This window comes from Streptomyces sp. NPDC042201, from assembly GCF_055582185.1.
In genome coordinates this window covers 751,881-775,333 of the sequence record NZ_JBVJDS010000001.1, presented here as the reverse complement: position 1 = coordinate 775,333, position 23,453 = coordinate 751,881, and the positions used below count along the sequence as shown (strand labels likewise).

Sequence of the window (23,453 nt, the reverse complement as noted above, 5' to 3'; positions counted from 1 at the left end):
AAAAGACGGGAAAAAAATATGCCTGCCTGCGTCCCCACTCACACCGATCACGCTTCTCACACCACCCGCGCCAAAGCCGCATCCCGCTTCTCACGCTTCCGGCGGCCACACAGCCCACCTCCGGGCGGCAGCGGGTTCCGGATCGCGGGAGCCGATCTGTCCGCTTCGATCTCTGTCTTCCTGATCGCGCTGCCCCTTTCCCTGGGCATCGCGCTCGCCACCGGCGCACCGCTCCAGGCGGGCCTGGTGGCCGCCGCGGTCGGCGGCCTGGTCGTCGGCCGACTGGGCGGGGCGCCGCTCCAGGTCAGTGGCCCCGCGGCCGGTCTCACCGTCGTCACGGCCGACCTCATCCAGCTGTACGGCTGGCGCACCACCTGCGCCCTCACCATCTGCGCCGGCCTCGCTCAACTCGCACTCGCGGCGTTGCGAGTGGCCCGCTCGGCGCTCGCCGTCAGCCCGGCGATCGTGCACGGCATGCTCGCCGGCATCGGCGTCACGATCGCCCTCGCCCAACTCCATATCGTTCTCGGTGGCACACCGCAGAGCTCTGCCGTCAACAATGTGCGCGGCCTGCCCGCCCAGTTGGCCAACCTGCACCCGGGCGCGCTCATGGTGAGCGCCGTGACGATCGCGGTGCTGCTCGCCTGGCCACGGATTCCCGGCCGCGCGGGCCGGATCGTCCGCAAACTCCCGGCCACGCTGGCCGGGGTGGCCGTCGCGACCGCCGTGGCGGTCGTCGCCGGAATGAACCCCGCGCGGGTCGACCTGCCCTCCTGGCGCAGCCATGCGATGCCCGAGCTGCCCGAAGGACCGATGCTCGGACTGCTCGCCGCCGTGCTCACCGTCACCCTGGTCGCCAGCGTCGAATCGCTGCTCTCCGCCGTCGCGGTGGACAAGCTGGTGGCCGCGAGGAAGGAGCCTCGCGTCCAGATTCCACGAGCCCGTCTCGACCGGGAGCTGGCGGGACAGGGCGCGGGGAATGTCGTCTCCGGTGCGCTCGGGGGGCTGCCCATCACCGGGGTCGCCGTACGCAGCGCCGCCAATGTGTCCGCGGGCGGTGTGAGCCGGCACTCGACGATGCTGCACGGTCTGTGGGTCGCCATCGCGGCCCTGCTGCTGGTGCCCGTGCTCGATCTGATCCCCCTGGCGGCCCTGGCCGCGCTGGTGATGGTCGTCGGCGTCCAGATGGTGAACCTCGTGCATCTGCGCAGCGTGCAGCGGAACCGCGAAATGCTGGTGTACGCGGTGACGGTCACCGCCGTGGTGTTCACCGGCGTGCTGGAAGGTGTCGTCCTCGGGATCGCGATGGCGGTCGCGGTCGCGCTGCACCGGCTGACCAGGACGCGCATCACCGTGGAGGAGGAGGACGGGGTCCATCGTGTCAGGGCCCGCGGTCAGTTGACGTTCCTCGCCGTGCCGAGGCTCAGCCGGATACTGCATCAGGTGCCGCAGGACGCCGACTGTGTCGTCGAGCTGGACGGGTCCTTCATGGATCACGCGGCGTACGAGGCCCTGCACGACTGGCAGGTCGCGCATATCGCCCAGGGCGGTACGGCCGAGTTCACCGGCCGGGCGGGCGGCCGGATCGCCGAGCCGGCCGACGAGTCGCACGCCTGCTGCCGGCCCTGGACGCCGTGGCGCAACCACCACTGCGGCGAACACCCCGCCGCGGAGTATGCGGACCGCGGTCGGTCCGGAGCCATGGAGTCCGGATCCGGATCCGGATCCGGACCACCAGGATCCTGGCCGTCAGGCCCGGGATCATCGGGCGCCGGATCTTCAGGCACAGGGCCGTCAGGCACAGGGCCGTCAGGCGCCGGCCCGACCGACGGCGCGCACGCCCACGGCACGCACACCCACGGCACGCACCCTGACGGCTGGGAGTCCTGCGGCTGGGAGTCGGGGGGCTCGCAGTCGGACGGCGGTCAGCCGGGCTCAGGGCCGGGGGCCGGCGGAGCGGGCCGTACGTCGAGCAGTCGCCAACTGGCCAGCGGGCTCAGCTCTTTCCAGCGCAACACGGCTCCGCTGGTGCGCGGTGAGCTGGCGCGGCTGGCCCGCGAAGGCCAGCGGCCCTCGCAGCTCTTCCTCACCTGCGCCGACTCCCGGCTGGTCACGAGCATGATCACATCCAGCGGACCGGGCGATCTCTTCACCGTACGCAATGTCGGCAATCTGGTGCCGCTGCCGGAAGCGGACGGCGCGGACGACTCGGTGGCCGCGGCCATCGAGTACGCCGTCGAGGTCCTTCAGGTGGAGTCCATCACCATCTGCGGGCATTCGGGATGCGGGGCGATGCAGGCCCTGCTGAACACACCCGCCCTCCTGAACACACCCGCCGATCCGGACGAGCCCCAGACACCGTTGCGGCGCTGGCTGCGGCACGGGCTGCCCAGCCTGGAGCGGATGAGGAGCAGGCACCACTCCTGGGCCAGGATCGCCGGGCGGCTGCCGGCCGACGCGGTGGAGCAGCTCTGTCTGACCAATGTGGTCCAGCAGTTGGAGCATCTGCGGGCCCACGACGCGGTGGCGCGCGGGCTCGCCGAGGGCCGGCTCGAGCTGCACGGGATGTACTTCCATGTCGGCGAGGCCCAGGCATATCTGCTGGCAGGCGGTGTCGCGCCCGGCCACGGGGGCGGCGACGAGGAGGTGTTCAACCGGGTGGCCCCGACCTCGCTCGCGGCGTCGCGTGCCTGAACCATCCCCGTACCGCATCCGTGAGAGTGTGTGGCCCCCTTCCCCACTGCCCCGGGGAGGAGGGCCATTTCTCCGGAGCGTACGGATCACTCCGTCCGGAGCATGCCCGCACAGGTCTAAACCAATTTCCGGCTGGCCCTTGTCACCCGGGCATCCGCCTGATGAGCTAGGCCCGGGACACATAGGACGCCCCTGGGAAAGGGAGATGTCGTGAGCAACGAAAGCCTGGCCAACCTGCTCAAGGAGGAGCGGCGGTTCGCACCGCCGGTCGAGCTGGCCGCGCACGCCAATGTGACGGCGGAGGCGTACGAGCGGGCCGAGGCGGACAGGCTTGGCTTCTGGGCCGAGCAGGCGAGGCGACTCACCTGGGTCACCGAGCCGACCGAGACACTGGACTGGTCGAACCCACCCTTCGCGAAGTGGTTCGCGGACGGTGAGCTGAATGTCGCCTACAACTGTGTCGACCGTCATGTGGAGGCCGGCCACGGCGACCGCGTGGCGATCCACTTCGAGGGCGAGCCCGGCGACAGCCGTGCGATCACCTACGCGGATCTGAAGGACGAGGTCTCCCGCGCGGCGAACGCGCTGACCGAACTGGGCGTGCGCAAGGGCGACCGGGTCGCCGTATACCTGCCGATGATCCCCGAGGCCGCGGTCGCCATGCTGGCCTGCGCCCGGATCGGAGCCGCGCACTCCGTGGTGTTCGGCGGCTTCTCCGCCGACGCGGTCGCCTCCCGTATCCAGGACGCGGACGCCAAGCTGGTCATCACGTCGGACGGCGGCTACCGCCGTGGCAAGCCGTCCGCGCTCAAGCCGGCGATCGACGAGGCCGTGGCCAAATGCCCGCAGGTCGAGCATGTGCTGGTGGTCCGGCGTACCGGCCAGGACACCGCCTTCGACGACTCCCGGGACGTCTGGTGGCACGACATCGTGGGCCGGCAGTCGCCGGAGCACACCCCCGAGGCGTTCGACGCCGAGCACCCGCTCTTCATCCTCTACACCTCGGGGACCACGGGTAAGCCGAAGGGCATCCTGCATACCTCGGGCGGCTATCTCACCCAGACGGCCTACACCCATCACGCCGTCTTCGACCTCAAGCCCGAGTCGGACGTGTACTGGTGCACGGCCGACATCGGCTGGGTGACCGGCCACTCGTACATCGTGTACGGGCCGCTGGCCAACGGCGCCACCCAGGTCATGTACGAGGGCACCCCCGACACGCCCCACCAGGGCCGCTTCTGGGAGATCATCCAGAAATACGGGGTGACGATCCTCTACACCGCGCCCACTGCGATCCGTACGTTCATGAAGTGGGGGGACGACATCCCCGCCAAGTTCGACCTGAGCTCCCTGCGTGTGCTGGGCTCGGTCGGCGAGCCGATCAACCCCGAAGCCTGGATCTGGTACCGCGAGCACATCGGCGCGGGCAAGACACCCATCGTGGACACCTGGTGGCAGACCGAGACCGGCGCCATGATGATCTCCCCGCTGCCGGGCGTCACCGAGACCAAGCCGGGCTCCGCCCAGCGGGCCCTGCCCGGAATCTCCGCGACCGTCGTCGACGACGAGGCCCGCGAGGTCCCCAACGGGGGCGGCGGCTATCTCGTCCTGACCGCGCCGTGGCCGTCGATGCTGCGCACCATCTGGGGCGATGACCAGCGGTTCATCGACACCTACTGGTCACGCTTCGAGGGCAAGTACTTCGCCGGCGACGGCGCCAAGAAGGACGACGACGGGGACATCTGGCTGCTGGGCCGGGTGGACGACGTCATGCTGGTCTCCGGCCACAACATCTCCACCACCGAGGTCGAATCCGCCCTCGTCTCGCACCCCAAGGTGGCGGAGGCGGCCGTCGTCGGCGCCGCCGACGAGACCACCGGCCAGGCCATCGTCGCCTTCGTCATCCTGCGTGGCACCGCCACCGAGGACGCGGGCCTCGTGGCCGAGCTGCGCAACCACGTGGGCACCACGCTCGGCCCGATCGCCAAGCCCAAGCGGGTCCTCCCGGTCGCGGAGCTGCCGAAGACCCGTTCCGGCAAGATCATGCGGCGCCTTCTGCGCGACATCGCGGAAAACCGTCAGCTCGGTGATGTCACGACGCTCACGGACTCCTCCGTCATGGACCTCATCCAGAGCCAGCTTCCCGCAGCCGCCTCCGAGGACTGAGCGGCACCCGCACACCCACAGCGGGACGCCCGGCAGCGTATGCCGGGCGTCCCGCTCTGCGTTCCCCCGCGCGCCCCGGGTAAAGTAGGCGCCGCGTCAACAACACAACAAGGGATTCTGGGTGCGCCGGGAAGTCTGGTCGGCATGTGTTTCGTCATGTCCGCCGAACCGACCCGGAGGTCCCACCCGTGGCCGCGCCCAGCCCCACCCCTCGTAAGTTCCTCGGACGCCTCCCGCTGCCCGAGCGGAACTACCTCGCGGACGCGCTGCGCACCGAGACCGTCGGTGGCGTACTGCTGCTCGTCGCCGCCGTCGCCGCACTGATCTGGGCGAACACCCCGCTGAGCGGCGGCTACGACTCCGTACGCGCATTCCACTTCGGACCCGCCGCGGTCGGCCTCGATCTCTCCGTCGAGCACTGGGCGGCCGAGGGCCTGCTCGCCGTCTTCTTCTTCGTCGCCGGCATCGAACTCAAGCGCGAGCTGGTGGCCGGGGAGCTGCGTGACCCCAGGGCCGCCGCGCTTCCCGTCATCGCCGCGCTCTCCGGCATGATCATGCCCGCGCTGGTATATGTGCTGGTCAACGGGGTCAGCGGCGGTTCGCTCAGTGGCTGGGCCGTCCCCACCGCCACCGATATCGCGTTCGCGCTCGCCGTCCTCGCGGTCATCGGCACCTCGCTGCCCTCCGCGCTCCGTGCCTTCCTCCTCACCCTCGCCGTGGTCGACGACCTCTTCGCGATCCTGATCATCGCCGTCTTCTTCACCAGCGAACTGAACTTCGCGGCGCTCGGCGGTGCGGTCGTCGGTCTCGTCGTCTTCTGGCTGCTGCTGAGGAAGGGCGTGCACGGCTGGTACGTGTACGTCCCGCTGGCCCTGGTCATCTGGGGCCTGATGTACAACAGCGGCGTCCACGCCACCATCGCCGGAGTCGCGATGGGCCTGATGCTGCGCTGCTACCGGCGCGAGGGCGAGGAGCACTCCCCCGGCGAGCACATCGAGCATCTGGTGCGCCCGCTCTCGGCCGGTCTGGCCGTGCCACTGTTCGCGCTGTTCTCGGCCGGCGTCTCGCTGTCCGGCGGGGCGCTCCGCGAGGTCTTCACCCAGCCCGAGACCCTGGGGGTCGTCCTGGGGCTGGTGGTCGGCAAGGCTGTCGGCATCTTCGGCGGTACGTGGCTGGCCGCGCGCTTCACCAAGGCCGAGCTGAACGAGGACCTGGCCTGGCCCGATGTCTTCGCCGTCGCCGCACTCGCCGGAATCGGCTTCACGGTCTCGCTGCTCATCGGCGAGCTGGCGTTCTCGACGGACCCGGTCCTCACCGACGAGGTGAAGGCCGCGGTGCTGACGGGCTCCGTGATCGCCGCCGTGATCGCCGGCATTCTGCTGAAGCTGCGGGTCCGCACCTACCGCGCTCTGTACGAGGCCGAGGAGCGCGACGAGGACCAGGACGGCATCCCTGACATCTATGAACAGGACGATCCGGGGTATCACCTGCGCATGGCCGCGCTCTACGAGGCGAAGGCCGCGGAACACCGTCGGCTGGCGGAACACGCGGGGGCAACGCGCGAGGACGGCGACAGTCCGGCATGATCTGACAACGGATCCGTATCTGGCAACGGATTCGTGGACGAGAAGAGCGAGAAGAGGGAGTCACCGATGAGCGACCCCGGCAAGCAAGTCGCCGACACTGTCCGGACCGGCACCGTGATCGAAGTCGTCAGCGCCGACCGCAGCATCGGTCAGCTGGTCGCCTCGGCGACCGCCGAGATGTCCGCGCTGATGCACGACGAGATCGCCCTGGCCAAGGCCGAGATCCGACAGGACGTCAAGCGCGGGGCGATCGGCGGCGGCGCCATCACCATCGCGGGAGTGTTCGCCCTGTTCTCCCTGCCGGTGCTGAGCTTCGCCGCCGCGTACGGGATCCACAATCTGGGCCTCGCCCTCGTCTGGTCGTTCCTGATCGTGGGCGGAGCGTTTCTGGTGCTCGCCGGGCTGCTCGCCGGGCTCGCCATACTGAAGTTCAAGAAGGTCAAGCCGCCGGAGAAGTCCATCGCCTCGGCCAAGGAGACGGCAGCCGTACTGCAGAACGTGAAGCCCCACCCCCGCGAGGTCGGGGCGCGCAACAAGTCTGTGGCACGCTCGTCTGCATGACCGCCCCTGATTCCGACCCCGGCAAGACCGCTGGCAAGACCTCTGGTTCGACCCCCGGCAGGACCCCTGGCAGGACCCCCGGCTCGACTCCTGGTGCGCCGCCGTCCTCCGCCGTACGTCTTGATGGTCCCTGGACTCACCGCGACGTGGCGGCCAATGGTGCGCGCTTCCATATCGCCGAGGTGGGCGACGGACCGCTGGTGTTGCTGCTCCATGGCTTCCCACAGTTCTGGTGGACCTGGCGGCATCAGCTGACGGCCCTCGCGGACGCCGGTTACCGCGCCGTGGCCATGGATCTCCGGGGTGTGGGCGGCAGCGACCGTACGCCGCGGGGTTACGACCCCGCCAACCTGGCCCTCGACATCACCGGGGTGGTGCGCTCCCTCGGTGAGCCCGACGCCGCGCTCGTCGGCCATGACCTGGGCGGCTACCTCGCCTGGACCGCGGCGGTGATGCGGCCCAAGCTGGTGCGCCGGCTCGCGGTGTCCTCCATGCCGCACCCGCGCCGCTGGCGCTCGGCGATGCTCTCCGACTTCGCGCAGAGCCGGGCCGGCTCGTACATCTGGGGCTTTCAGCGGCCGTGGCTGCCGGAACGTCAACTCGTGGCGGACGACGCGGCGCTGGTGGGGCGGTTGATCCGGGACTGGTCCGGGCCGCGCCCGCCCGACGACGAGGCGATCGAGATCTACCGGCGTGCGATGACGATCCCGTCGACGGCGCACTGCTCGATCGAGCCGTACCGCTGGATGGTGCGGTCGATGGCGCGTCCTGACGGCATCCAGTTCAACCGGCGGATGAAACGGCCGGTGCGGGTGCCGACGCTGCAGCTGCACGGCTCGCTCGATCCGGCGATGCGGACGCGCAGCACGGCGGGATCCGCCGAGTATGTGGAAGCGCCCTACCGTTGGCGGCTGTTCGATGGTCTGGGGCACTTCCCGCACGAGGAGGACCCGGCGGCGTTCTCCGCGGAGCTCATCAACTGGCTCAAGGACCCCGAGCCCGACCGCTGACCGCTGACCGCTGACCGCTGAGCGTGACCACGCCCTGAACGCACGCCGCTTGGATCGCTGACCGCACCCGGTAGAACCGCTGCCCCGATCGGCTGATCCCGACCGCTGTCACCGGCACGCGTGGCCGCCCCGTGAACGCTTGTCCTACGAACAGCCAATTGCCTGCCGCATAGGCCAATTGGCCGTCTTCCGCGCGATTACCGACCATGGGGCACGGGCAGACGTCGGGGTATGGGCTGGACGCACGACTACGGTGACGCACCACGCAACCGCCGCTCGGCCTCTGTGCCGATCACCCACGAGAGGGGTGGACCCGAACATCAGGGCCATGATCCCCGGCTCGGTATTTCCCTCATTCTCCGCCGCAGGGCCCGCTGGGTCTCGGCCCGGCTGCGCCATCAACGCACCTAGGCCCTGTCCGGTCGGTCAAGACCTGGTCGGACAAGACCGGGTCGGACAGGACACGAGGCCAGGGCCGAAACCCCTGGCCTCGGCCCTCGCTTCCCGGCTTTCCCCGGCCCGCGTTCCGTGGCCGGAAACACCCGTCTACAGCGCGCACTGCTGGCTGTCGACCTCCTGGTTGGCGGTCCGGCCGAGCGCGATGTCGTCGCGAATCTCGTCGGCCGTCAGGGCATAACCGGTCTGCTGGTCGTCGAGCGACCTGGCGAAGATGACTCCGTACACCTTGCCCTCGGGGGTGAGGAGCGGGCCTCCGGAGTTGCCCTGCCGTACGGTCGCGAAGAGCGAGTACACATCGCGCTGGACCTCGCCGCGGCGGTAGATGTCGGGGCCGTTGGCGTCGATACGGCCCCGGACCCGCGCGGAGCGTACGTCGTACGCTCCGTTCTCCGGGAAGCCCGCGACGATCGCGCTGTCGCCGCTCTCGGCGTCCGACTCGGAGAACTGGAGCGGGGTCGCCCGGAGGTCCGGCACGTCCAGTACGGCGATGTCGCGCCGCCAGTCGTAGAGGACGACCTTGGCGTCGTACAGCCGCCCCTTGCCGCCTATCTGGACCGTGGGCTCCTCCACGCCGCCGACCACATGCGCGTTGGTCATCACCCGGCGGTCGTCGAAGACGAAACCGGAACCTTCGAGGACCTTGCCGCAGCTGGGGGCCGTACCGACGACCTTGACGATGGACTGCTGGGCACGGGCCGCGACCGGACTGCCCGCGAGCGCCGGGTCGGGCGGCTGGACATCGGTGATCGGCTCATTGGCGAACGGGCTGAAGACTTGCGGGAGACCGTTCTGGGCGAGCACGGACGAGAAGTCCGTGAACCACGACGACGCCTGAGTGGGCAGCACCCGGGAGACCCCGAGCAGCACCTTGGAGCTGCGGACCTCCTTGCCGAGCGTCGGCAGCGAGGTCCCGGCGAGCGCGGAGCCGATCAGCCAGGCCACCAGCAGCATGGCCACGACATTCACCAGCGCCCCGCCGGTGGCGTCCAGGGCGCGGGCGGGCGACCACGTGATGTAGCGGCGGAGCTTACTGCCGAGGTGAGTGGTGAAGGCCTGGCCGACGGAGGCGCAGACGATCACTATGACGACCGCGACGACAGCGGCCGTGGTGGAGACCTCCGAGCCGCGGGTGAGCTTGGCCCACACCACGGGAAGCAGATAGACCGCGACGAGACCGCCGCCGAGGAAGCCGATCACCGACAGGATGCCGACGACGAAACCCTGGCGGTAACCGATGATCGCGAACCACACGGCGGCGACCAGCAGCAGGATGTCCAGCACGTTCACCGTCAGTAGCCTCGCTCGCCTCGCAGATCCTGCCGCCCCGCCTGGCCGGCGGCACGGGGGCTCCAGGGGCACGGGAGCCCCCGCGACCCGCGGCGGAGCCGCAATTGTCACAGCCCCCGCAAGGGCACAGCACTGGGTCAGCCTGTCATGCGCGCCAGTCGAGCGGGACCTGCTTGGAGCGGTCCCACGGCAGCTCCCAGCCCGCGAAATGCAAGATCCGGTCGATCACTCCGGCGGTAAAACCCCAGACCAGGGCAGATGCGACAAGAAAGGCCGGGCCGTGATGACCGCTGGGGTGCATGGCGGTCGCACGGTTGGCCGGATCCGTGAGATCCGCCACGGGCGCGGTGAAGACCCGGGCCGTCTCCGCGGGGTCGACGACGCCGACGGGGGTGGGTCTGCGCCACCAGCCGAGGACGGGCGTCACCACAAAGCCGCTCACCGGGATGTAGAGCTTGGGGAGCACGCCGAAGAGCTGGACCCCCGAGGGATCGAGACCGGTCTCCTCCTCGGCCTCGCGCAGCGCCGCCCGCAGCGGTCCCGTGGTGGCCGGATCCCCGTCCGCGGGATCGAGGGCGCCGCCGGGAAACGAGGGCTGTCCCGGATGCGAGCGCAGGCTGCTGGCCCGCTCCATGAGCAGCAGCTCCGGCCCCTGATCGCCTTCGCCGAAGAGGACGAGCACGGCCGACTGCCGCCCGCTGCCGCTCTTCGGCGGCAGAAAGCGGCTGAGCTGCTCGGGCGCCACGGTCTGTGCGGCGCGCGCGACGGGCGCGAGCCAGTCCGGCAGCCCGTCGGTGGTGACGGCGATCCCGGTCATCGGGTCGTCGCAGGTCTCTTCCGTACGCGTCATAGGCACCCCTGTCGTTGCTACACCGGCCGCTGGCCGGATCGTTCCGCCCTGCTGTCTCATACGGAGCCCGGTGCGGCGCCCAGCGGCGGGGCCGGCTTGCCCGGGTAGTCGGCGGGCGGGTTCAGGCGCTGGCCCGGATAGCCGCCCAGCTCGTACTTGAGGAGCTTCTTCGCCTTCTCGGGGTCCGTCTCACCCTCGCCGTACGAGGGGCAGAGGTGCGCGATCTGACAGGCGCCGCAGGCCGGCTTGCGGGAGTGGCACACCCGGCGGCCGTGGAAGATCACGCGGTGCGACAGCATCGTCCACTCGCTCTTGGGGAAGATCGCGGCGATCTCCGCCTCGATCTTCTCGGGGTCCTCCTGCTCGGTCCACTTCCAGCGACGGACCAGTCGGCCGAAGTGCGTGTCGACCGTCAGACCGGGGACACCGAAGGCATTGCCGAGGACCACGTTCGCCGTCTTGCGGCCCACGCCGGGCAGCGTCACCAGATCCTCCAGCCGCCCAGGGACCTCGCCGCCGAAGCGATCACGGAGGGCGGTGGACAGGCCGATGAGGGACCGCGTCTTGGCGCGGAAAAAACCGGTGGGCCGGATCACTTCCTCCAGCTCCTCCGGCACGGCCGCGGCCATGTCCTCGGGCGTGGGGTACTTCGCGAAGAGAGCCGGCGTGGTCTGGTTGACCCGGAGATCGGTCGTCTGGGCGGACAGGACCGTGGCGACCAGCAGCTCGAACGGGTTCCGGAAATCCAGCTCGGGATGGGCGTACGGATAGAGGTCGGCCAGCTCGCGGTTTATCCGGCGGGCGCGGCGGACCATCGCCAGTCTCGATTCCGGTTTGGGGCCGGATTTGCGCGCGCCCTGGCTGTCGGCCCCGGACGCGGACGTGCCGCCGTCCCGGGACGCGGACGTGCTGTCAGCCTCGGGCTTCACCTTCGACGCTGACCCTTTTGCGGCTTTTTTCGGTTTCGCCGAAGGCTGTTCGCCCACAGCGGAATTACGCTCCGCGGACACTCTTCCAGCCCCCTTGGCCTGTGCTGTCACCGGCGAGTTGGACACCCGGCCAGCCTAAAGCCCTGCAGTGACATCCGCCCCGGCCACGGCCGATCACCACCCGAATCGGCCCCCTGGGCACGGTGGGGCACACCCGTACGTCAAACTTGTGACTGATCGCACGGTTTCGAACAAGCGGAATTCGGCACAGGGCGTAAAAGCCCAGGATGCCGAGCCACCCGAGAAGAAGCAGCACGTACGGCATCATGGGGACCACGGTCCCGGGCAGGTGGGGACCACGGTTCCCTGAGCAGGTCGACAAGGAGAGAACACGTGGACGACGTTCTGCGGCGTGCCCCGCTCTTCGCGGCGCTCGATGACGAGCAGGCAGCGGAGCTCCGCGCCTCGATGAGTGAAGCGACGCTCGCCCGCGGCGATGCGCTTTTCCACGAGGGCGACCCCGGCGACCGCCTCTACGTGGTCACGGAGGGCAAGGTCAAGCTTCACCGCACCTCCCCCGACGGCCGCGAGAACATGCTGGCCGTGCTCGGCCCCGGCGAGCTGATCGGCGAGCTGTCCCTCTTCGACCCGGGCCCGCGCACCGCCACCGCGAGTGCGCTCACCGAGGTCAAGCTCCTCGGTCTGGGCCACGGCGACCTTCAGCCCTGGCTGAACGCCCGCCCGGAAGTGGCCACGGCTCTGCTGCGCGCCGTCGCCCGACGGCTGCGCAAGACCAATGACCAGATGTCCGACCTGGTCTTCTCCGACGTCCCCGGCCGCGTGGCCCGTGCGCTCCTCGACCTGTCGCGCCGGTTCGGCGTGCAGTCGGAGGAGGGCATCCACGTCGTCCACGACCTGACCCAGGAAGAGCTGGCCCAGCTGGTCGGCGCCTCCCGCGAGACGGTCAACAAGGCGCTCGCCGACTTCGCGCAGCGCGGCTGGCTGCGGCTGGAGGCGCGTGCGGTGATCCTGCTGGACGTGGAGCGCCTCGCGAAGCGCTCGCGCTGACCGTCCGGTCGTCCGACCGACCGGACGGCCGGACGCCCCTCACCGATGACGGGCCGGCCCGAGGACCGGCCGGCCCGGTCCGGCGAGCAATGCCGGCCCTGTGGCCGATGCAGGCCCGGTGACCGATGCGGGCCCGGTGACCGATGCCGTCGCCGGGCCGGGATGCCGGCCCGGCGTCCCGGGCGCTCAGATCAGGCCGTGTTCCCTCAGGTATTCGAGCTGGGCGCGTACCGACAGCTCGGCCGCCGGCCACAGCGACCTGTCCACGCCCGCGTACACCCGAGCCACCACCTCTGAGGGCGTGCGGTAGCCGTTCTCGACCGCCGTCTCGACCTGGGCGAGCCGGCTCGCGCGATGGGCGAGATAGAACTCGACCGCGCCTTGGGCGTCGTCCAGTACGGGACCGTGGCCCGGCAGCACCGTATCGACGCCGTCATCGACCGTGAGCGAGCGCAGCCGGCGGAGCGAGTCGAGGTAGTCGCCGAGCCGGCCGTCCGGGTGCGCGACGAGCGTCGTACCGCGGCCGAGGATCGTATCCCCGGTCAGCACCGCGCGGTCGGCGGGCAGATGGAAGCAGAGCGAGTCCGCGGTGTGGCCCGGGGTGGGCACGACCCGCATCTCGAGACCGCCGGTGGTGATGACGTTCCCGGCCGCCAGCCCCTCGTCCCCGAGGCGCAGCGCCGGGTCCAGGGCCCGGACATGGGTGCGGGTCAGCGCGGCGAAGCGCGCCGCGCCCTCCGCGTGGTCCGGATGGCCATGGGTGAGGAGGGTCAGCGCGACCCGCTTCCCCGCCTTCTCGGCGGTGGTGATGACGGCCTTGAGGTGCATGTCGTCGAGCGGGCCCGGGTCGATGACGACCGCCAGCTCCGAGTCCGGCTCCGAGACGATCCAGGTGTTGGTGCCGTCGAGGGTCATCGCGGACGCGTTCGGGGCCAGGACGTTGATGGCGCGTGCGGTGGCGGGGCCGGACAGCGCCCCGCCGCGCGGCTGGCCGGGAAGGGCGGCGGCGTCGGTCATCGGGGCCCCCTCTCGACACGGCCCACGGGGCTCACGGGGTCGACGGGGTCGGCAGGGTCGATGGGGTCGGCAGGCTCAACGGGGTCAGCGGGGTCGACGCGCTTGGTGAACTCGTCATGCCCCGGCCAGCTGAGCACCAGTTCCCCGCCCTCCAGCCGGGCAGTGGCCAGGACAGGCGTCAGATCGCGGCCGCCCGCGCCGGCGAGCGCCTCGGCGGCCGTCCCGTACGACCGGAGCTGACGCAGGGTCGACACGGTCGGCGGCATCATCAGCAGCTCGCCCCTGTCGTACGCCTCCGTCGCCTCGGCCGGGCTGATCCACACCGTACGGTCGGCCTCGGTCGAAGCGTTCCTGGTGCGCTGGCCGGCCGGCAGCGCGGCCACGAAGAACCAGGTGTCGTAGCGGCGCGGCTCGAACTCCGGGGTGATCCAGCGGGCCCACGCACCGAGCAGATCGCTGCGCAGCACCAGCCCGCGCCGGTCCAGGAAGTCCGCGAAGGACAGCTCGCGGTCGACGAGAGCGGCGCGGTCGGCCTCCCAGTCGTCGCCTGTGGTGTCACCGACGACGGTGTCCGCGGTCTCCCCGGCGAGCAGGACGCCGGCCTCCTCGTACGTCTCCCGGACGGCGGCGCAGACGATGGCCTGAGCGGACGCCGCGTCGACGCCGAGCCGTTGCGCCCATACGTCCCGTCCCGGCCCGGCCCAGCCGACGAGCCGGTCGTCGTCCCGCGGGTCGACGCCGCCGCCGGGGTACGCGTACGCGCCTGCCGCGAAGGCCATGGAGGTCCGGCGCCGCAGCATATGTACGGCAGGTCCGCCGGGATCGTCACGCAGGAGCATCACGGTCGCGGCCCGCCGCGGAGTCACCGCCGTGATCTCACCGGCGGCGAGGGAACGAATCCGCTCGGGCCATTCGGGCGGGTACCACTGACCATTGGGCATGGCCGGATGCTATGCGCTGGCGCGGGGATGTTTCGAGGGGCATTCGAGGGAGCATGTGGTCCGCCCCCATAGACAGAAGGACCCCGCCCGGTGCGCACACATACCCGCACCAAGCAGGATCTTCGGCGTACCACCGGCCCTCAGGACGCTACCCTCAGGCCGCTGCGGAGGCCGCTCAGACCTCGGTCAGCTCGACCTGGATCTCGACCTCGACCGGTGCGTCCAGCGGCAGCACCGCCACGCCCACCGCGCTGCGCGCGTGCACGCCCTTGTCACCGAGGACCTGGCCGAGCAGTTCGCTCGCGCCGTTGAGGACGGCCGGCTGACCGGTGAAGTCCGTAGCCGAGGCGACAAATCCGACGACCTTCACGACGCGCGCGATGCGGTCCAGGTCGCCGGTGACCGACTTCACAGCGGCCAGGGCGTTCAGCGCACAGATCCGGGCGAGCTCCTTGGCCTCCTCCGGGGTGACCTCGGCGCCGACCTTGCCAGTGACCGGAAGCTTGCCCTCCACCATCGGGAGCTGGCCCGCGGTGTAGACGTACGCACCCGACCGCACGGCCGGCTGGTACGCGGCCAGCGGCGGTACGACCTCGGGCAGGCTCAGGCCCAGCTCGGCGAGGGCAGCCTCGACTGCTCCGCTCATGCGGATTTCTCCCGCTTCAGATAAGCCACCAGCTGCTCGGGGTTGTTCGGCCCGGGAACGACCTGGACGAGCTCCCAGCCGTCCTCGCCCCAGGTGTCCAGAATCTGCTTGGTCGCGTGCACGAGAAGGGGCACGGTCGCGTATTCCCACTTGGTCATGGAGGCGACTGTAGTCGTACCGCAGGGAAGCCTCGTGCGTAGCCTGCGGCCTTACTGGTTAGGCTCGAATATGTGAGCAGGCTCCAGGTCGTCAGCGGCAAGGGCGGTACCGGTAAGACCACGGTCGCCGCCGCACTCGCGCTCGCCCTCGCGACCGAGGGCAAACGCACTCTCCTCGTCGAGGTCGAGGGCAGACAGGGCATCGCACAGCTTTTCGAGACGGAGGCCCTTCCGTACGAAGAGCGGAAGATCGCCGTCGCCTCGGGCGGCGGCGAGGTGTACGCGCTGGCCATAGACGCCGAGCGCGCCCTCCTCGACTACCTCCAGATGTTCTACAAACTCGGCAGCGCGGGCCGGGCGCTCAAGAAGATCGGCGCGATCGACTTCGCGACGACGATCGCGCCCGGGGTCAGGGACGTACTGCTGACGGGCAAGGCGTGCGAGGCCGTGCGCCGACGGGACAAGCAGGGCCGGTTCGCCTACGACTACGTGGTGATGGACGCCCCGCCCACCGGCCGCATCACCCGCTTCCTGAATGTGAACGACGAGGTGGCGGGGCTGGCGAAGATCGGGCCGATACACAATCAGGCGCAGGCCGTGATGCGTGTCCTGAAGTCGCCGGAGACGGCCGTGCACCTGGTGACGCTGCTGGAGGAGATGCCGGTCCAGGAGACCGCGGACGGCATCTCCGAGCTGAGGGGCGCCGACCTGCAGGTCGGCAAGGTGATCGTGAACATGGTGCGGCCGCACCTCCTCGACGAGGCGGCCGTCCGCGCCGCGGCCGGCGACCGCCGCAAGGAGGTCGCCAAGGCGCTCGCCATGGCCGGCGTGAGCGCGCCCACGAAGCTGGTCGGGCCACTCCTCGAACAGGCCGCGGAGCATGCCCAGCGCGTCGAGCTGGAGCGCGAGCAGCGGGCCGTCCTGGCGAAGCTGGCGCTGCCCACGTACGAACTTCCCCTGATCGGCGAGGGAATGGACCTCGCCGGTCTCTACCGGCTGGCAGGGGAGCTACGGCAACTTGGGGAGGTCTTCTCATGACCCTGAACCCGGCGGCTGCCCCGCTCGAGGTCGATCCGCTGCTCGACGACCCGGCCACCCGCATCATCGTGTGCTGCGGCTCGGGCGGGGTCGGCAAGACGACGACCGCGGCGGCTCTCGGCGTACGGGCGGCGGAGCGCGGCAGGAAGGTGGTCGTCCTCACCATCGATCCGGCCCGCCGGCTGGCCCAGTCCATGGGGATCGACTCGCTCGACAACACGCCACGGCAGGTGAAGGGCGTCGAGGGCCCCGGCGAACTGCACGCCATGATGCTCGACATGAAGCGGACCTTCGACGAGATCGTCGAGGCGCACGCGGACGGCGACCGGTCCCGCGCCATTCTGGAGAACCCCTTCTACCAGTCCCTGTCGGCCGGCTTCGCGGGCACGCAGGAGTACATGGCGATGGAGAAGCTGGGCCAGCTGCGGGCCCGCGACGAATGGGACCTGATCGTCGTCGACACGCCGCCGTCGCGATCCGCTCTGGACTTCCTGGACGCGCCGAAGCGGCTCGGGTCCTTCCTCGACGGAAAGTTCATCAGGCTGCTGATGGCCCCGGCGAAGATGGGCGGCCGGGCGGGAATGAAGTTCCTGAACGCGGGGATGTCGATGATGACGGGCACCCTCGGGAAGCTGCTCGGCGGTCAGCTCCTGCGTGATGTGCAGACGTTCGTGGCGGCGATGGACACGATGTTCGGCGGGTTCCGTACCCGCGCGGATGCGACGTACCGACTGCTGCAGGCGCCGGGGACGGCGTTTCTGGTGGTCGCGGCGCCCGAGCGGGACGCGCTGCGGGAGGCGGCGTACTTCGTAGAGCGGCTGGCCGCCGAGGAGATGCCGCTGGCCGGCCTGGTCCTCAACCGGGTCCATGGCAGCGGCGCCGCCCGGCTGTCGGCCGAGCGGGCGCGGGCCGCCGCAGAAAATCTTGAAGAGGGCCGCATTGTGGATCAGGAGCGCGGGAAGGCTGATGGTCGTGGCACTGCTGCCCCGGAAGGCTCTTCTCCCGAAGCCTCCGAGGCGCATGAGGCCCCCGACGCCGTAGTTCTGCAGAGCCGCCCCACCTCGACCCTGTCCGACCCCCCACCTCCGGCTGACTCCTCGCCCTTGTCCGAGTCCTCACCCCTGCCCGGCTCGTCCACATCTGCGCCCGCGTCAGATTCCATGTCCGCGTCCGCTTCTGTCACAACTGTGGAACAGCTGACGGCGGGTCTGCTGCGTCTGCACGCCGAGCGCATGCAGGTGCTCGCGCGTGAACAGCGCACGCGGGATCGCTTCACCGCGCTGCACCCCGAAGTGGCGGTGACGGAGGTGGGCGCCCTGCCCGGCGATGTTCATGACCTCGCTGGGCTCAGGGCCATCGGCGAACGCCTCGCGGCGGGTGACGCCACGGGCTGAGCCGCGAAGAGGCGGGTGGCGGGTGGCGGTACGGCAACGCGAACTGCGGAGACAGTGGTGGCCACAGGCAGTGGTGGCGGTGGTGGCCGCAGACAGTAGTAGCCGCGGACAGTGGTGGCCGCAGGCAGCAAGACATAGCCGCGCGCCCCGGCCGGGGCGGAGAAACGCTTCGACCTGCGCCGACGCGCTGCACTCCCACCCCATCGCCGAGTCGCGGCCGGCCTGCCGCCCGAGGGCTGACGGCCCCCGGGGCACGGCCCGAGGGCTACCCGACCGCGGCGTACGTCTCGTACGTCTCGTCGTCCTCCAAGCCCACGGGCAGAAGGCCCGCGCTGCGCTCGTATTCCGTGCGCGCGGTCTCGAGCAGCCGCCGCCACGAGGTGACGGTCGGGCGCCTGCGCAGCAGTGCGCGGCGCTCCCGCTCGGTCATTCCCCCCCACACGCCGAATTCGACGCGGTTGTCCAGCGCGTCCGCCAGGCATTCGGTCCGCACCGGGCATCCGGTGCACACCGCCTTGGCCCTGTTCTGCGCTGCACCCTGCACGAACAGTTCATCCGGATCGGTAGTGCGGCAAGCTGCCTGCGCACTCCAGTCGGTTACCCAGCCCATCCCGGCGCCGTCCTCTCCCGAATCGAGGCTCCCCCACGGCGACAGCGGCATATTCACCGCTGCCAGTTGAGGACGTTACGGAAGGTGGGCACAGCGCAACACCCCCTTCGGGCCCAATCTTGAATGGCCCGAACGGACTATGCGTACGCGGCAGATCACCCAGGGGAGTGACCCAAGGGTATAACCGACCAACCCGGCAAAGCCGGGCATTTCAGTTGAGTCACAACGGACACCGCATACCTGATGGGGCGTATTCGGACACGGTTTCCCGCGTTTCGGGTTCACGGGAAGTTCATGTCGGAGGCTTGATGCACGACCACACTGCTGTGACAGTTGAGGACAGCTTAGGCCAGAGCCTTGACGCGTGTCCGGCGATTGAGAACGTAGGCTGCCCTCATGCCAAAGAAGCGCTCGGGCGGGGGTCTGACCCGGACCCAGCAGGCCGCCAAGTTCCTCGGTGTCAGCGTGCTCGCGGGAGCGGTGCTGGCCGGAATCGCTCTGCCGGCCTTCGGCGCGCTGGGGCTCGCGGCCAAGGGGACGGTCGAGGGATTCGACGAGATCCCCGCCAACCTCAAGACTCCGCCGCTGAGTCAGCGCACCACGATCCTGGACTCCCAGGGCGGCCGCATCGCCACGGTCTACTCGCGTGACCGCACCGTCGTAGAGCTCAAGGACATCTCCCCGTACATGCAGAAGGCGATCGTCGCGATCGAGGACTCGCGCTTCTACGAGCACGGGGCGATCGACCTCAAGGGTGTGCTGCGCGCGGTCAACCGCAACGCGCAGTCGGGCGGCGTCGCCCAGGGGGCCTCGACCCTGACCCAGCAGTACGTGAAGAACGTGTTCGTCGAGGAGGCCGGCGACGACGCCGAGAAGGTCGCCCAGGCCACCCAGCAGACCCTGGGCCGCAAGATCCAGGAGCTGAAGTACGCGATCCAGGTCGAGGAGGAGCTGGGCAAGAAGAAGATCCTCGAGAACTATCTGAACATCACCTTCTTCGGGCAGCAGGCGTACGGCATCGAGGCGGCCGCACACCGCTACTTCTCCAAGCCCGCCAAGGACCTGAAGGTGCAGGAGGCGGCGATGCTCGCGGGCATCGTCCAGTCGCCGAGCCGGTACGACCCCGTCAACGACGAGGAGGAGGCCACCAAGCGGCGCAACACCGTGCTGCAGCGGATGGCCGACGTCCGCGACATCTCCCAGTCGGAGGCCGACCGCGCCAAGGCCACGCCGATCGAGCTCAAGGTGAGCCGTCCCAAGAACGGCTGCATCACAGCCGCCAGCGGAGCCGGCTTCTTCTGTGACTACGTACGCGAGGTCTTCCTCACCGACCCGGTCTTCGGCAAGAGCCGCGAGGAGCGGGCCAAGGTCTGGAACCAGGGCGGCCTGACGATCCGTACGACACTCGACCCGCAGGCTCAGGACTCGGCGCAGGAGTCGATCAAGGACCACGTCTTCCAGAGCGACCCGGTCGCGACGGCGATGACCATCGTCGAGCCGGGGACCGGCAAGATCCTGGCGATGGGGCAGTCGAGGCCGTACGGCTTCGGGAAGAACGAGACCCAGATCAATCTGTCCGTCGACCAGAAGATGGGCGGCGGCGCGGGCTACCAGCCGGGGTCGACCTTCAAGCCCATCGTCGCGGCGGCCGCGCTGGAGCGGGGCATTCCGGCGACGCAGTCGTTCCCGTCCCCGTACAAGATGACGTACCCGACCCCGGTGCAGACCTGCGACGGTCCCTGGGCCGACGAGAACGTCCCGGTCGAGAACGAGAACGAGACCGAGGTCGGTCCGTACGGGATGAAGGAAGCGACCGCCAAGTCGGTCAACACCTACTACGTCCAGCTGATCAGCCAGATCGGCGTCTGCCCGGTGACCGACCTGGCCGGGAAGATGGGCGTCAAGCGGGCCGACGGGAAGAAGATCCAGCAGGTCCCGTCGATCACGCTGGGCACGCAGGAGGTGTCGCCGCTCACCATGGCCTCGGCGTACGCGACCTTCGCCAGCCGTGGCACGTACTGCGCGCCGATCGCCATCGCGGCGATCACCGGCCCCGACAAGAAGCCGATGACGGTGCCGAAGTCGAAGTGCGAGCGCGCGATGTCCGAGACGACCGCCGACACCATAAACACACTGCTCAAGGGCGTGGTGGAGGACGGTACGGGTCAGGAAGCGGGCCTCGGTCCCAACCGGCCGAGCGCGGGCAAGACCGGTACGACCGACTTCCGTTACGCGGCCTGGTTCGTGGGCTACACGCCCAACATGTCGGGCGCGGTGTGGGTCGGTGACCCGCGGCACGCCAAGAAGATGGTCGACATCACCATCGGCGGCGAGTACAACGAAAAGGTCTTCGGTGGCGAGGTCCCCGGGCCGATCTGGAAGGACGCCATGTCCGGCGCGCTGGAAGGCAAGCCGGCCCCGGGCTTCAACGAGGTCAGCATCCCGGACGCGCCGAAGGGCAGGGACGGGGATCCGAACAAGCCGGGTGGCGACACCGGCCAGCCCGACGGGAAGCCCGGTGACACCGCCGGGAACGCGAACGGCGGGACCGCCGACGGCGGCCAGGGTCCGTTCCCCGGCCTGATCGGCGGCGGGACCGACGGCGGAAACGGGAACGGCGGAAACGGGAACGGCGCGAACGGCGGCGGGACCGACGGCGGCCAGGACGGCGGCGGGAACTTCCCGTAGTCCCGGTCTGCACAATCAGTCCGCGAGAACGACGAAGGGGTGCTCCATACGGAGCACCCCTTCGATCTTTTGGTCCTGGACCTGGTCACCTGTTTCCAAGCGACCGGCACCTGTTTCCAAGAGGCCCGGCGTTACGTGATCAGCCGGCGAGCGACTGCTTCACCAGGGCAGCGACCCGGCCGCCCTCGGCGCGGCCGGCCACCTTCGGGTTCACGATCTTCATCACGGCACCCATGGCGCGCGGACCCTCGGCTCCGGCCGCCTTCGCCTCCCCGACGGCCTGCGCGACGATCTCGCCGAGCTCCTCGTCGGTCAGCTGCTTCGGCAGATACGCGTCGAGGAGCACGCCCTCGGCCTTCTCCCGCTCGGCCTGCTCGGCACGGCCGCCCTGCGCGAAGGCCTCCGCCGCCTCACGGCGCTTCTTCGCCTCCTTGGCGATCACCTTCTGCACTTCGTCGTCGGAGAGCTCGCGCGCCGACGTGCCCGAGACCTCCTCCTTGGTGATCGCGGTGAGGGTCAGCCGGAGCGTGGCGGAGCGCAGCTCGTCGCGTGCCCTGATGGCCGCGGTGAGGTCTTCCTTCAGCTTGGACTTGAGGCTGGTCATGCGGCCAGTGTGGCAGGTGCCGAGCGGTGCCCGCCCGCGATTTCGCACCCGTACGGTGTCTGCGACCATGGGCGCATGCGCGCACGCTACGGAGTACCCCTGGGAATCACGGCAGTCGGCGCCGCCGGCCTTGTCTATGCCGTTGGCTTCGAACCCCGCTCGTTCCGGCTGCGGAGGATCTCCGTACCGGTGCTGCCGCCCGGGATGCGTGATCTTCGTGTACTCCAGGTCTCCGACATCCACATGGTGAGCGGACAGCGCAAGAAGCAGCGCTGGCTCCAGTCGCTGGCCGGGCTGCGCCCCGATTTCGTCGTCAACACCGGCGACAACCTCTCCGACCCGGAGGGCGTCCCCGAGGTGCTCGACGCGCTGGGCCCGCTGATGGAGTTCCCGGGCGTCTATGTCTTCGGTTCGAACGACTACTACGGCCCGAAGCTCCGTAACCCGGCCCGTTACCTCTTCGAGAAGGCCCAGGGGCGCCACGGCCTGAACGGCAACGCCCCAGCCGTCGCCGCGGTGCACAACCCCTGGGAGCCGATGCGCGACGCCTTCGACACGGCGGGCTGGGTGAACCTCACCAACACCCGCGGCCGCCTCAAGATCGACGGCCACGAGATCGCCTTCACCGGCCTCGACGACCCCCACATCAAGCGGGACAGGTACGAGCAGGTCGCGGGCGGTCCCGAGACCGACGCGGACCTCTCGATCGGCGTGGTCCACGCCCCCTACCTGCGCTCCCTCGACGCCTTCACCGCCGACGGCTACCCCCTGGTCCTGGCCGGTCACACCCACGGCGGCCAGCTCTGCATCCCCTTCTACGGAGCACTGGTCACCAACTGCGACCTGGACACGGACCGCGTCAAGGGCCTCTCCACCCACAGCTCCGGCGGCCACACCTCCTACCTCCACGTCTCCGCCGGCTGCGGCACCAACCGCTACACCCCCATCCGCTTCGCCTGCCCCCCCGAGGCCACCCTGCTGACCCTGACGTCCCGCCCCTGAGACCACGAAACCGGATTTCGTCTCCGGCCAGCGGTGGGCTAAAGTAAGCGATGTCGCCGCGACACGGGCGACATCGGGGTGTAGCGCAGCTTGGCAGCGCGCTTCGTTCGGGACGAAGAGGTCGTGGGTTCAAATCCCGCCACCCCGACAGAGAATTAGCAGGTCAGGGCCGGTTTCCCTCACGGGAGACCGGCCCTGACGGCATTCGGAGACGAATTTGCTGCTAAACCGGACATTGCGATTCTCTGACCTGCCCCGTCATTCGGCAAAGCACCAGGTCAAAACGCCTAAGGCGGGTGGGGTGCGCGGGTGTCGCGTCGCTCGGGACACCTTTCACACACGTCTCCAGACTTCTCCGTCCTTCAAGATCACACCCGGTTCACACCCAGATTCCGCAGAAGTACGTGAGAAGTCTGCCCAGTTCCGGGGGTGTGCAACGCGACCGCCCACCCCCGGAACTGGGTGCCACACCCGGACTCCGGCGCCCCTGGGGACCGTACGCAAAGGTGCGGTCACCCCCGGGGGGAGGCGACCGCGCCAGTCCAGCAGCAGGCGGCTAGGCGACCGTCTCCTCCGCCGGCGAGGGACGGCGAACCACCTCAGAGGGACGGCCTCTCCCGATCGCCGCAGCGGCCGGGGGACCGTGAGCCGGAGGGCCCCGGACACGAGATCATCACAAGATCCGAACTCATGCGCTCTTGCGTACAACCGTTCACCCCCACCATCAGTCATGTCATCGCCGAAC

20 protein-coding genes and 1 tRNA gene are annotated in these 23,453 nt (G+C 69.7%); 12 read left to right on the top strand and 9 right to left on the bottom strand.

Annotated elements, in window-relative coordinates:
- Positions 1-18 precede the first annotated feature (18 nt).
- The 6 genes from ACZ6MZ_RS03360 (at position 19) to ACZ6MZ_RS03335 (ending at position 8,428) form a co-directional block, all read left to right on the top strand.
- Positions 19-2,694, top strand: coding sequence for a bifunctional SulP family inorganic anion transporter/carbonic anhydrase (locus tag ACZ6MZ_RS03360; protein ID WP_469349520.1), 2,676 nt, complete (start codon positions 19-21; stop codon positions 2,692-2,694).
- A gap of 210 nt (positions 2,695-2,904) precedes the next feature.
- Positions 2,905-4,860, top strand: a complete 1,956-nt coding sequence (gene acs, locus ACZ6MZ_RS03355) for an acetate--CoA ligase (RefSeq protein WP_469349518.1) — start codon at positions 2,905-2,907, stop codon at positions 4,858-4,860.
- Between the two features lie 188 nt (positions 4,861-5,048).
- On the top strand, positions 5,049-6,446 hold the full coding sequence (gene nhaA, locus ACZ6MZ_RS03350; protein ID WP_469349515.1) for a Na+/H+ antiporter NhaA: 1,398 nt from the start codon (positions 5,049-5,051) through the stop codon (positions 6,444-6,446).
- Between the two features lie 66 nt (positions 6,447-6,512).
- Positions 6,513-7,007: a phage holin family protein gene (locus tag ACZ6MZ_RS03345; RefSeq protein WP_384179518.1), complete on the top strand. Its 495-nt coding sequence runs from the start codon at positions 6,513-6,515 to the stop codon at positions 7,005-7,007.
- Entirely contained in the window at positions 7,004-8,017 is a 1,014-nt protein-coding gene (locus ACZ6MZ_RS03340; RefSeq protein ID WP_469349513.1) for an alpha/beta fold hydrolase, read from the top strand. The genes ACZ6MZ_RS03345 and ACZ6MZ_RS03340 overlap by 4 nt, the downstream gene beginning before the upstream one ends.
- Positions 8,018-8,248: 231 nt before the next feature.
- On the top strand, positions 8,249-8,428 hold the full coding sequence (locus ACZ6MZ_RS03335) for a hypothetical protein (RefSeq protein WP_384179514.1): 180 nt from the start codon (positions 8,249-8,251) through the stop codon (positions 8,426-8,428).
- 135 nt (positions 8,429-8,563) lie between these two features.
- Here the strand turns inward: ACZ6MZ_RS03335 and ACZ6MZ_RS03330 are convergent, their stop codons facing one another.
- From ACZ6MZ_RS03330 to nth, 3 genes are all read right to left on the bottom strand, one after another.
- The gene (locus tag ACZ6MZ_RS03330) at positions 8,564-9,763 is read right to left on the bottom strand and encodes a MarP family serine protease (protein WP_469349509.1); all 1,200 of its coding nucleotides are present in this window, start codon (positions 9,761-9,763) and stop codon (positions 8,564-8,566) included.
- A gap of 145 nt (positions 9,764-9,908) precedes the next feature.
- Positions 9,909-10,613, bottom strand: a complete 705-nt coding sequence (locus tag ACZ6MZ_RS03325) for an NUDIX hydrolase (RefSeq protein WP_384179510.1) — start codon at positions 10,611-10,613, stop codon at positions 9,909-9,911.
- 56 nt (positions 10,614-10,669) lie between these two features.
- Entirely contained in the window at positions 10,670-11,599 is a 930-nt protein-coding gene (gene nth, locus ACZ6MZ_RS03320; RefSeq protein WP_469349506.1) for an endonuclease III, read from the bottom strand.
- 336 nt (positions 11,600-11,935) lie between these two features.
- On the opposite strand from nth, the gene ACZ6MZ_RS03315 reads away from it, so the two are divergent.
- Positions 11,936-12,610, top strand: coding sequence for a Crp/Fnr family transcriptional regulator (locus ACZ6MZ_RS03315; RefSeq protein ID WP_030353254.1), 675 nt, complete (start codon positions 11,936-11,938; stop codon positions 12,608-12,610).
- A 186-nt stretch (positions 12,611-12,796) separates the two neighbouring features.
- On the opposite strand, the gene ACZ6MZ_RS03310 is transcribed toward ACZ6MZ_RS03315, so the two are convergent.
- From ACZ6MZ_RS03310 to ACZ6MZ_RS03295, 4 genes are all read right to left on the bottom strand, one after another.
- Positions 12,797-13,627 carry an MBL fold metallo-hydrolase gene (locus ACZ6MZ_RS03310; protein WP_389783101.1) on the bottom strand — a complete coding sequence of 277 codons (831 nt, stop codon included), beginning with the start codon at positions 13,625-13,627 and terminating at the stop codon, positions 12,797-12,799.
- Positions 13,624-14,568, bottom strand: a complete 945-nt coding sequence (locus tag ACZ6MZ_RS03305) for an NUDIX hydrolase (protein ID WP_469349503.1) — start codon at positions 14,566-14,568, stop codon at positions 13,624-13,626. The genes ACZ6MZ_RS03310 and ACZ6MZ_RS03305 overlap by 4 nt, the downstream gene beginning before the upstream one ends.
- Before the next feature lie 175 nt (positions 14,569-14,743).
- The gene (locus ACZ6MZ_RS03300) at positions 14,744-15,214 is read right to left on the bottom strand and encodes a RidA family protein (protein WP_384179502.1); all 471 of its coding nucleotides are present in this window, start codon (positions 15,212-15,214) and stop codon (positions 14,744-14,746) included.
- Positions 15,211-15,372, bottom strand: coding sequence for a DUF4177 domain-containing protein (locus ACZ6MZ_RS03295; RefSeq protein ID WP_075033571.1), 162 nt, complete (start codon positions 15,370-15,372; stop codon positions 15,211-15,213). Before ACZ6MZ_RS03295 ends, ACZ6MZ_RS03300 begins: the two co-directional genes overlap by 4 nt.
- Positions 15,373-15,444: 72 nt before the next feature.
- Here ACZ6MZ_RS03295 and bagA point away from each other — a divergent pair, with 72 nt between their 5' ends.
- Both bagA and bagB read left to right on the top strand, forming a co-directional pair.
- Positions 15,445-16,410 (top strand): ATPase BagA, encoded by a 966-nt coding sequence (bagA, locus tag ACZ6MZ_RS03290; protein ID WP_384179500.1) that lies wholly within the window; start codon positions 15,445-15,447, stop codon positions 16,408-16,410.
- Positions 16,407-17,804, top strand: a complete 1,398-nt coding sequence (gene bagB, locus ACZ6MZ_RS03285) for an ATPase BagB (protein ID WP_469349500.1) — start codon at positions 16,407-16,409, stop codon at positions 17,802-17,804. The genes bagA and bagB overlap by 4 nt, the downstream gene beginning before the upstream one ends.
- A gap of 265 nt (positions 17,805-18,069) precedes the next feature.
- Here bagB and ACZ6MZ_RS03280 read toward each other — a convergent pair whose 3' ends face one another.
- Positions 18,070-18,414 carry a WhiB family transcriptional regulator gene (locus ACZ6MZ_RS03280; RefSeq protein WP_030353248.1) on the bottom strand — a complete coding sequence of 115 codons (345 nt, stop codon included), beginning with the start codon at positions 18,412-18,414 and terminating at the stop codon, positions 18,070-18,072.
- A 396-nt stretch (positions 18,415-18,810) separates the two neighbouring features.
- Here ACZ6MZ_RS03280 and ACZ6MZ_RS03275 point away from each other — a divergent pair, with 396 nt between their 5' ends.
- Complete coding sequence (locus ACZ6MZ_RS03275; protein WP_389783108.1) at positions 18,811-21,102, top strand: transglycosylase domain-containing protein; 2,292 nt, start codon at positions 18,811-18,813, stop codon at positions 21,100-21,102.
- Positions 21,103-21,241: 139 nt separating this feature from the next.
- On the opposite strand, the gene ACZ6MZ_RS03270 is transcribed toward ACZ6MZ_RS03275, so the two are convergent.
- Positions 21,242-21,706: a GatB/YqeY domain-containing protein gene (locus ACZ6MZ_RS03270; RefSeq protein WP_384179494.1), complete on the bottom strand. Its 465-nt coding sequence runs from the start codon at positions 21,704-21,706 to the stop codon at positions 21,242-21,244.
- Between the two features lie 75 nt (positions 21,707-21,781).
- Between ACZ6MZ_RS03270 and ACZ6MZ_RS03265 the strand changes: the two genes are divergently transcribed.
- Both ACZ6MZ_RS03265 and ACZ6MZ_RS03260 read left to right on the top strand, forming a co-directional pair.
- Positions 21,782-22,708, top strand: a complete 927-nt coding sequence (locus tag ACZ6MZ_RS03265) for a metallophosphoesterase (protein WP_469349497.1) — start codon at positions 21,782-21,784, stop codon at positions 22,706-22,708.
- A 74-nt stretch (positions 22,709-22,782) separates the two neighbouring features.
- Positions 22,783-22,856: transfer RNA gene (locus ACZ6MZ_RS03260), tRNA-Pro, on the top strand.
- Positions 22,857-23,453: the final 597 nt, after the last annotated feature.

Bases quoted from the DNA above. Each gene is read 5' to 3' on its own strand.
- ACZ6MZ_RS03360 (WP_469349520.1), top strand. From the start codon at position 19: ATGCCTGCCTGCGTCCCCACTCACACCGATCACGCTTCTCACACCACC.
- ACZ6MZ_RS03345 (WP_384179518.1), top strand. From the start codon at position 6,513: ATGAGCGACCCCGGCAAGCAAGTCGCCGACACTGTCCGGACCGGCACC.
- ACZ6MZ_RS03340 (WP_469349513.1), top strand. From the start codon at position 7,004: ATGACCGCCCCTGATTCCGACCCCGGCAAGACCGCTGGCAAGACCTCT.
- ACZ6MZ_RS03335 (WP_384179514.1), top strand. From the start codon at position 8,249: ATGGGCTGGACGCACGACTACGGTGACGCACCACGCAACCGCCGCTCG.
- ACZ6MZ_RS03325 (WP_384179510.1), bottom strand. From the start codon at position 10,613: ATGACGCGTACGGAAGAGACCTGCGACGACCCGATGACCGGGATCGCC.
- ACZ6MZ_RS03310 (WP_389783101.1), bottom strand. From the start codon at position 13,627: ATGACCGACGCCGCCGCCCTTCCCGGCCAGCCGCGCGGCGGGGCGCTG.
- ACZ6MZ_RS03305 (WP_469349503.1), bottom strand. From the start codon at position 14,568: ATGCCCAATGGTCAGTGGTACCCGCCCGAATGGCCCGAGCGGATTCGT.
- ACZ6MZ_RS03300 (WP_384179502.1), bottom strand. From the start codon at position 15,214: ATGAGCGGAGCAGTCGAGGCTGCCCTCGCCGAGCTGGGCCTGAGCCTG.
- ACZ6MZ_RS03295 (WP_075033571.1), bottom strand. From the start codon at position 15,372: ATGACCAAGTGGGAATACGCGACCGTGCCCCTTCTCGTGCACGCGACC.
- bagB (WP_469349500.1), top strand. From the start codon at position 16,407: ATGACCCTGAACCCGGCGGCTGCCCCGCTCGAGGTCGATCCGCTGCTC.
- ACZ6MZ_RS03280 (WP_030353248.1), bottom strand. From the start codon at position 18,414: ATGGGCTGGGTAACCGACTGGAGTGCGCAGGCAGCTTGCCGCACTACC.
- ACZ6MZ_RS03275 (WP_389783108.1), top strand. From the start codon at position 18,811: ATGCCAAAGAAGCGCTCGGGCGGGGGTCTGACCCGGACCCAGCAGGCC.
- ACZ6MZ_RS03270 (WP_384179494.1), bottom strand. From the start codon at position 21,706: ATGACCAGCCTCAAGTCCAAGCTGAAGGAAGACCTCACCGCGGCCATC.
- ACZ6MZ_RS03265 (WP_469349497.1), top strand. From the start codon at position 21,782: ATGCGCGCACGCTACGGAGTACCCCTGGGAATCACGGCAGTCGGCGCC.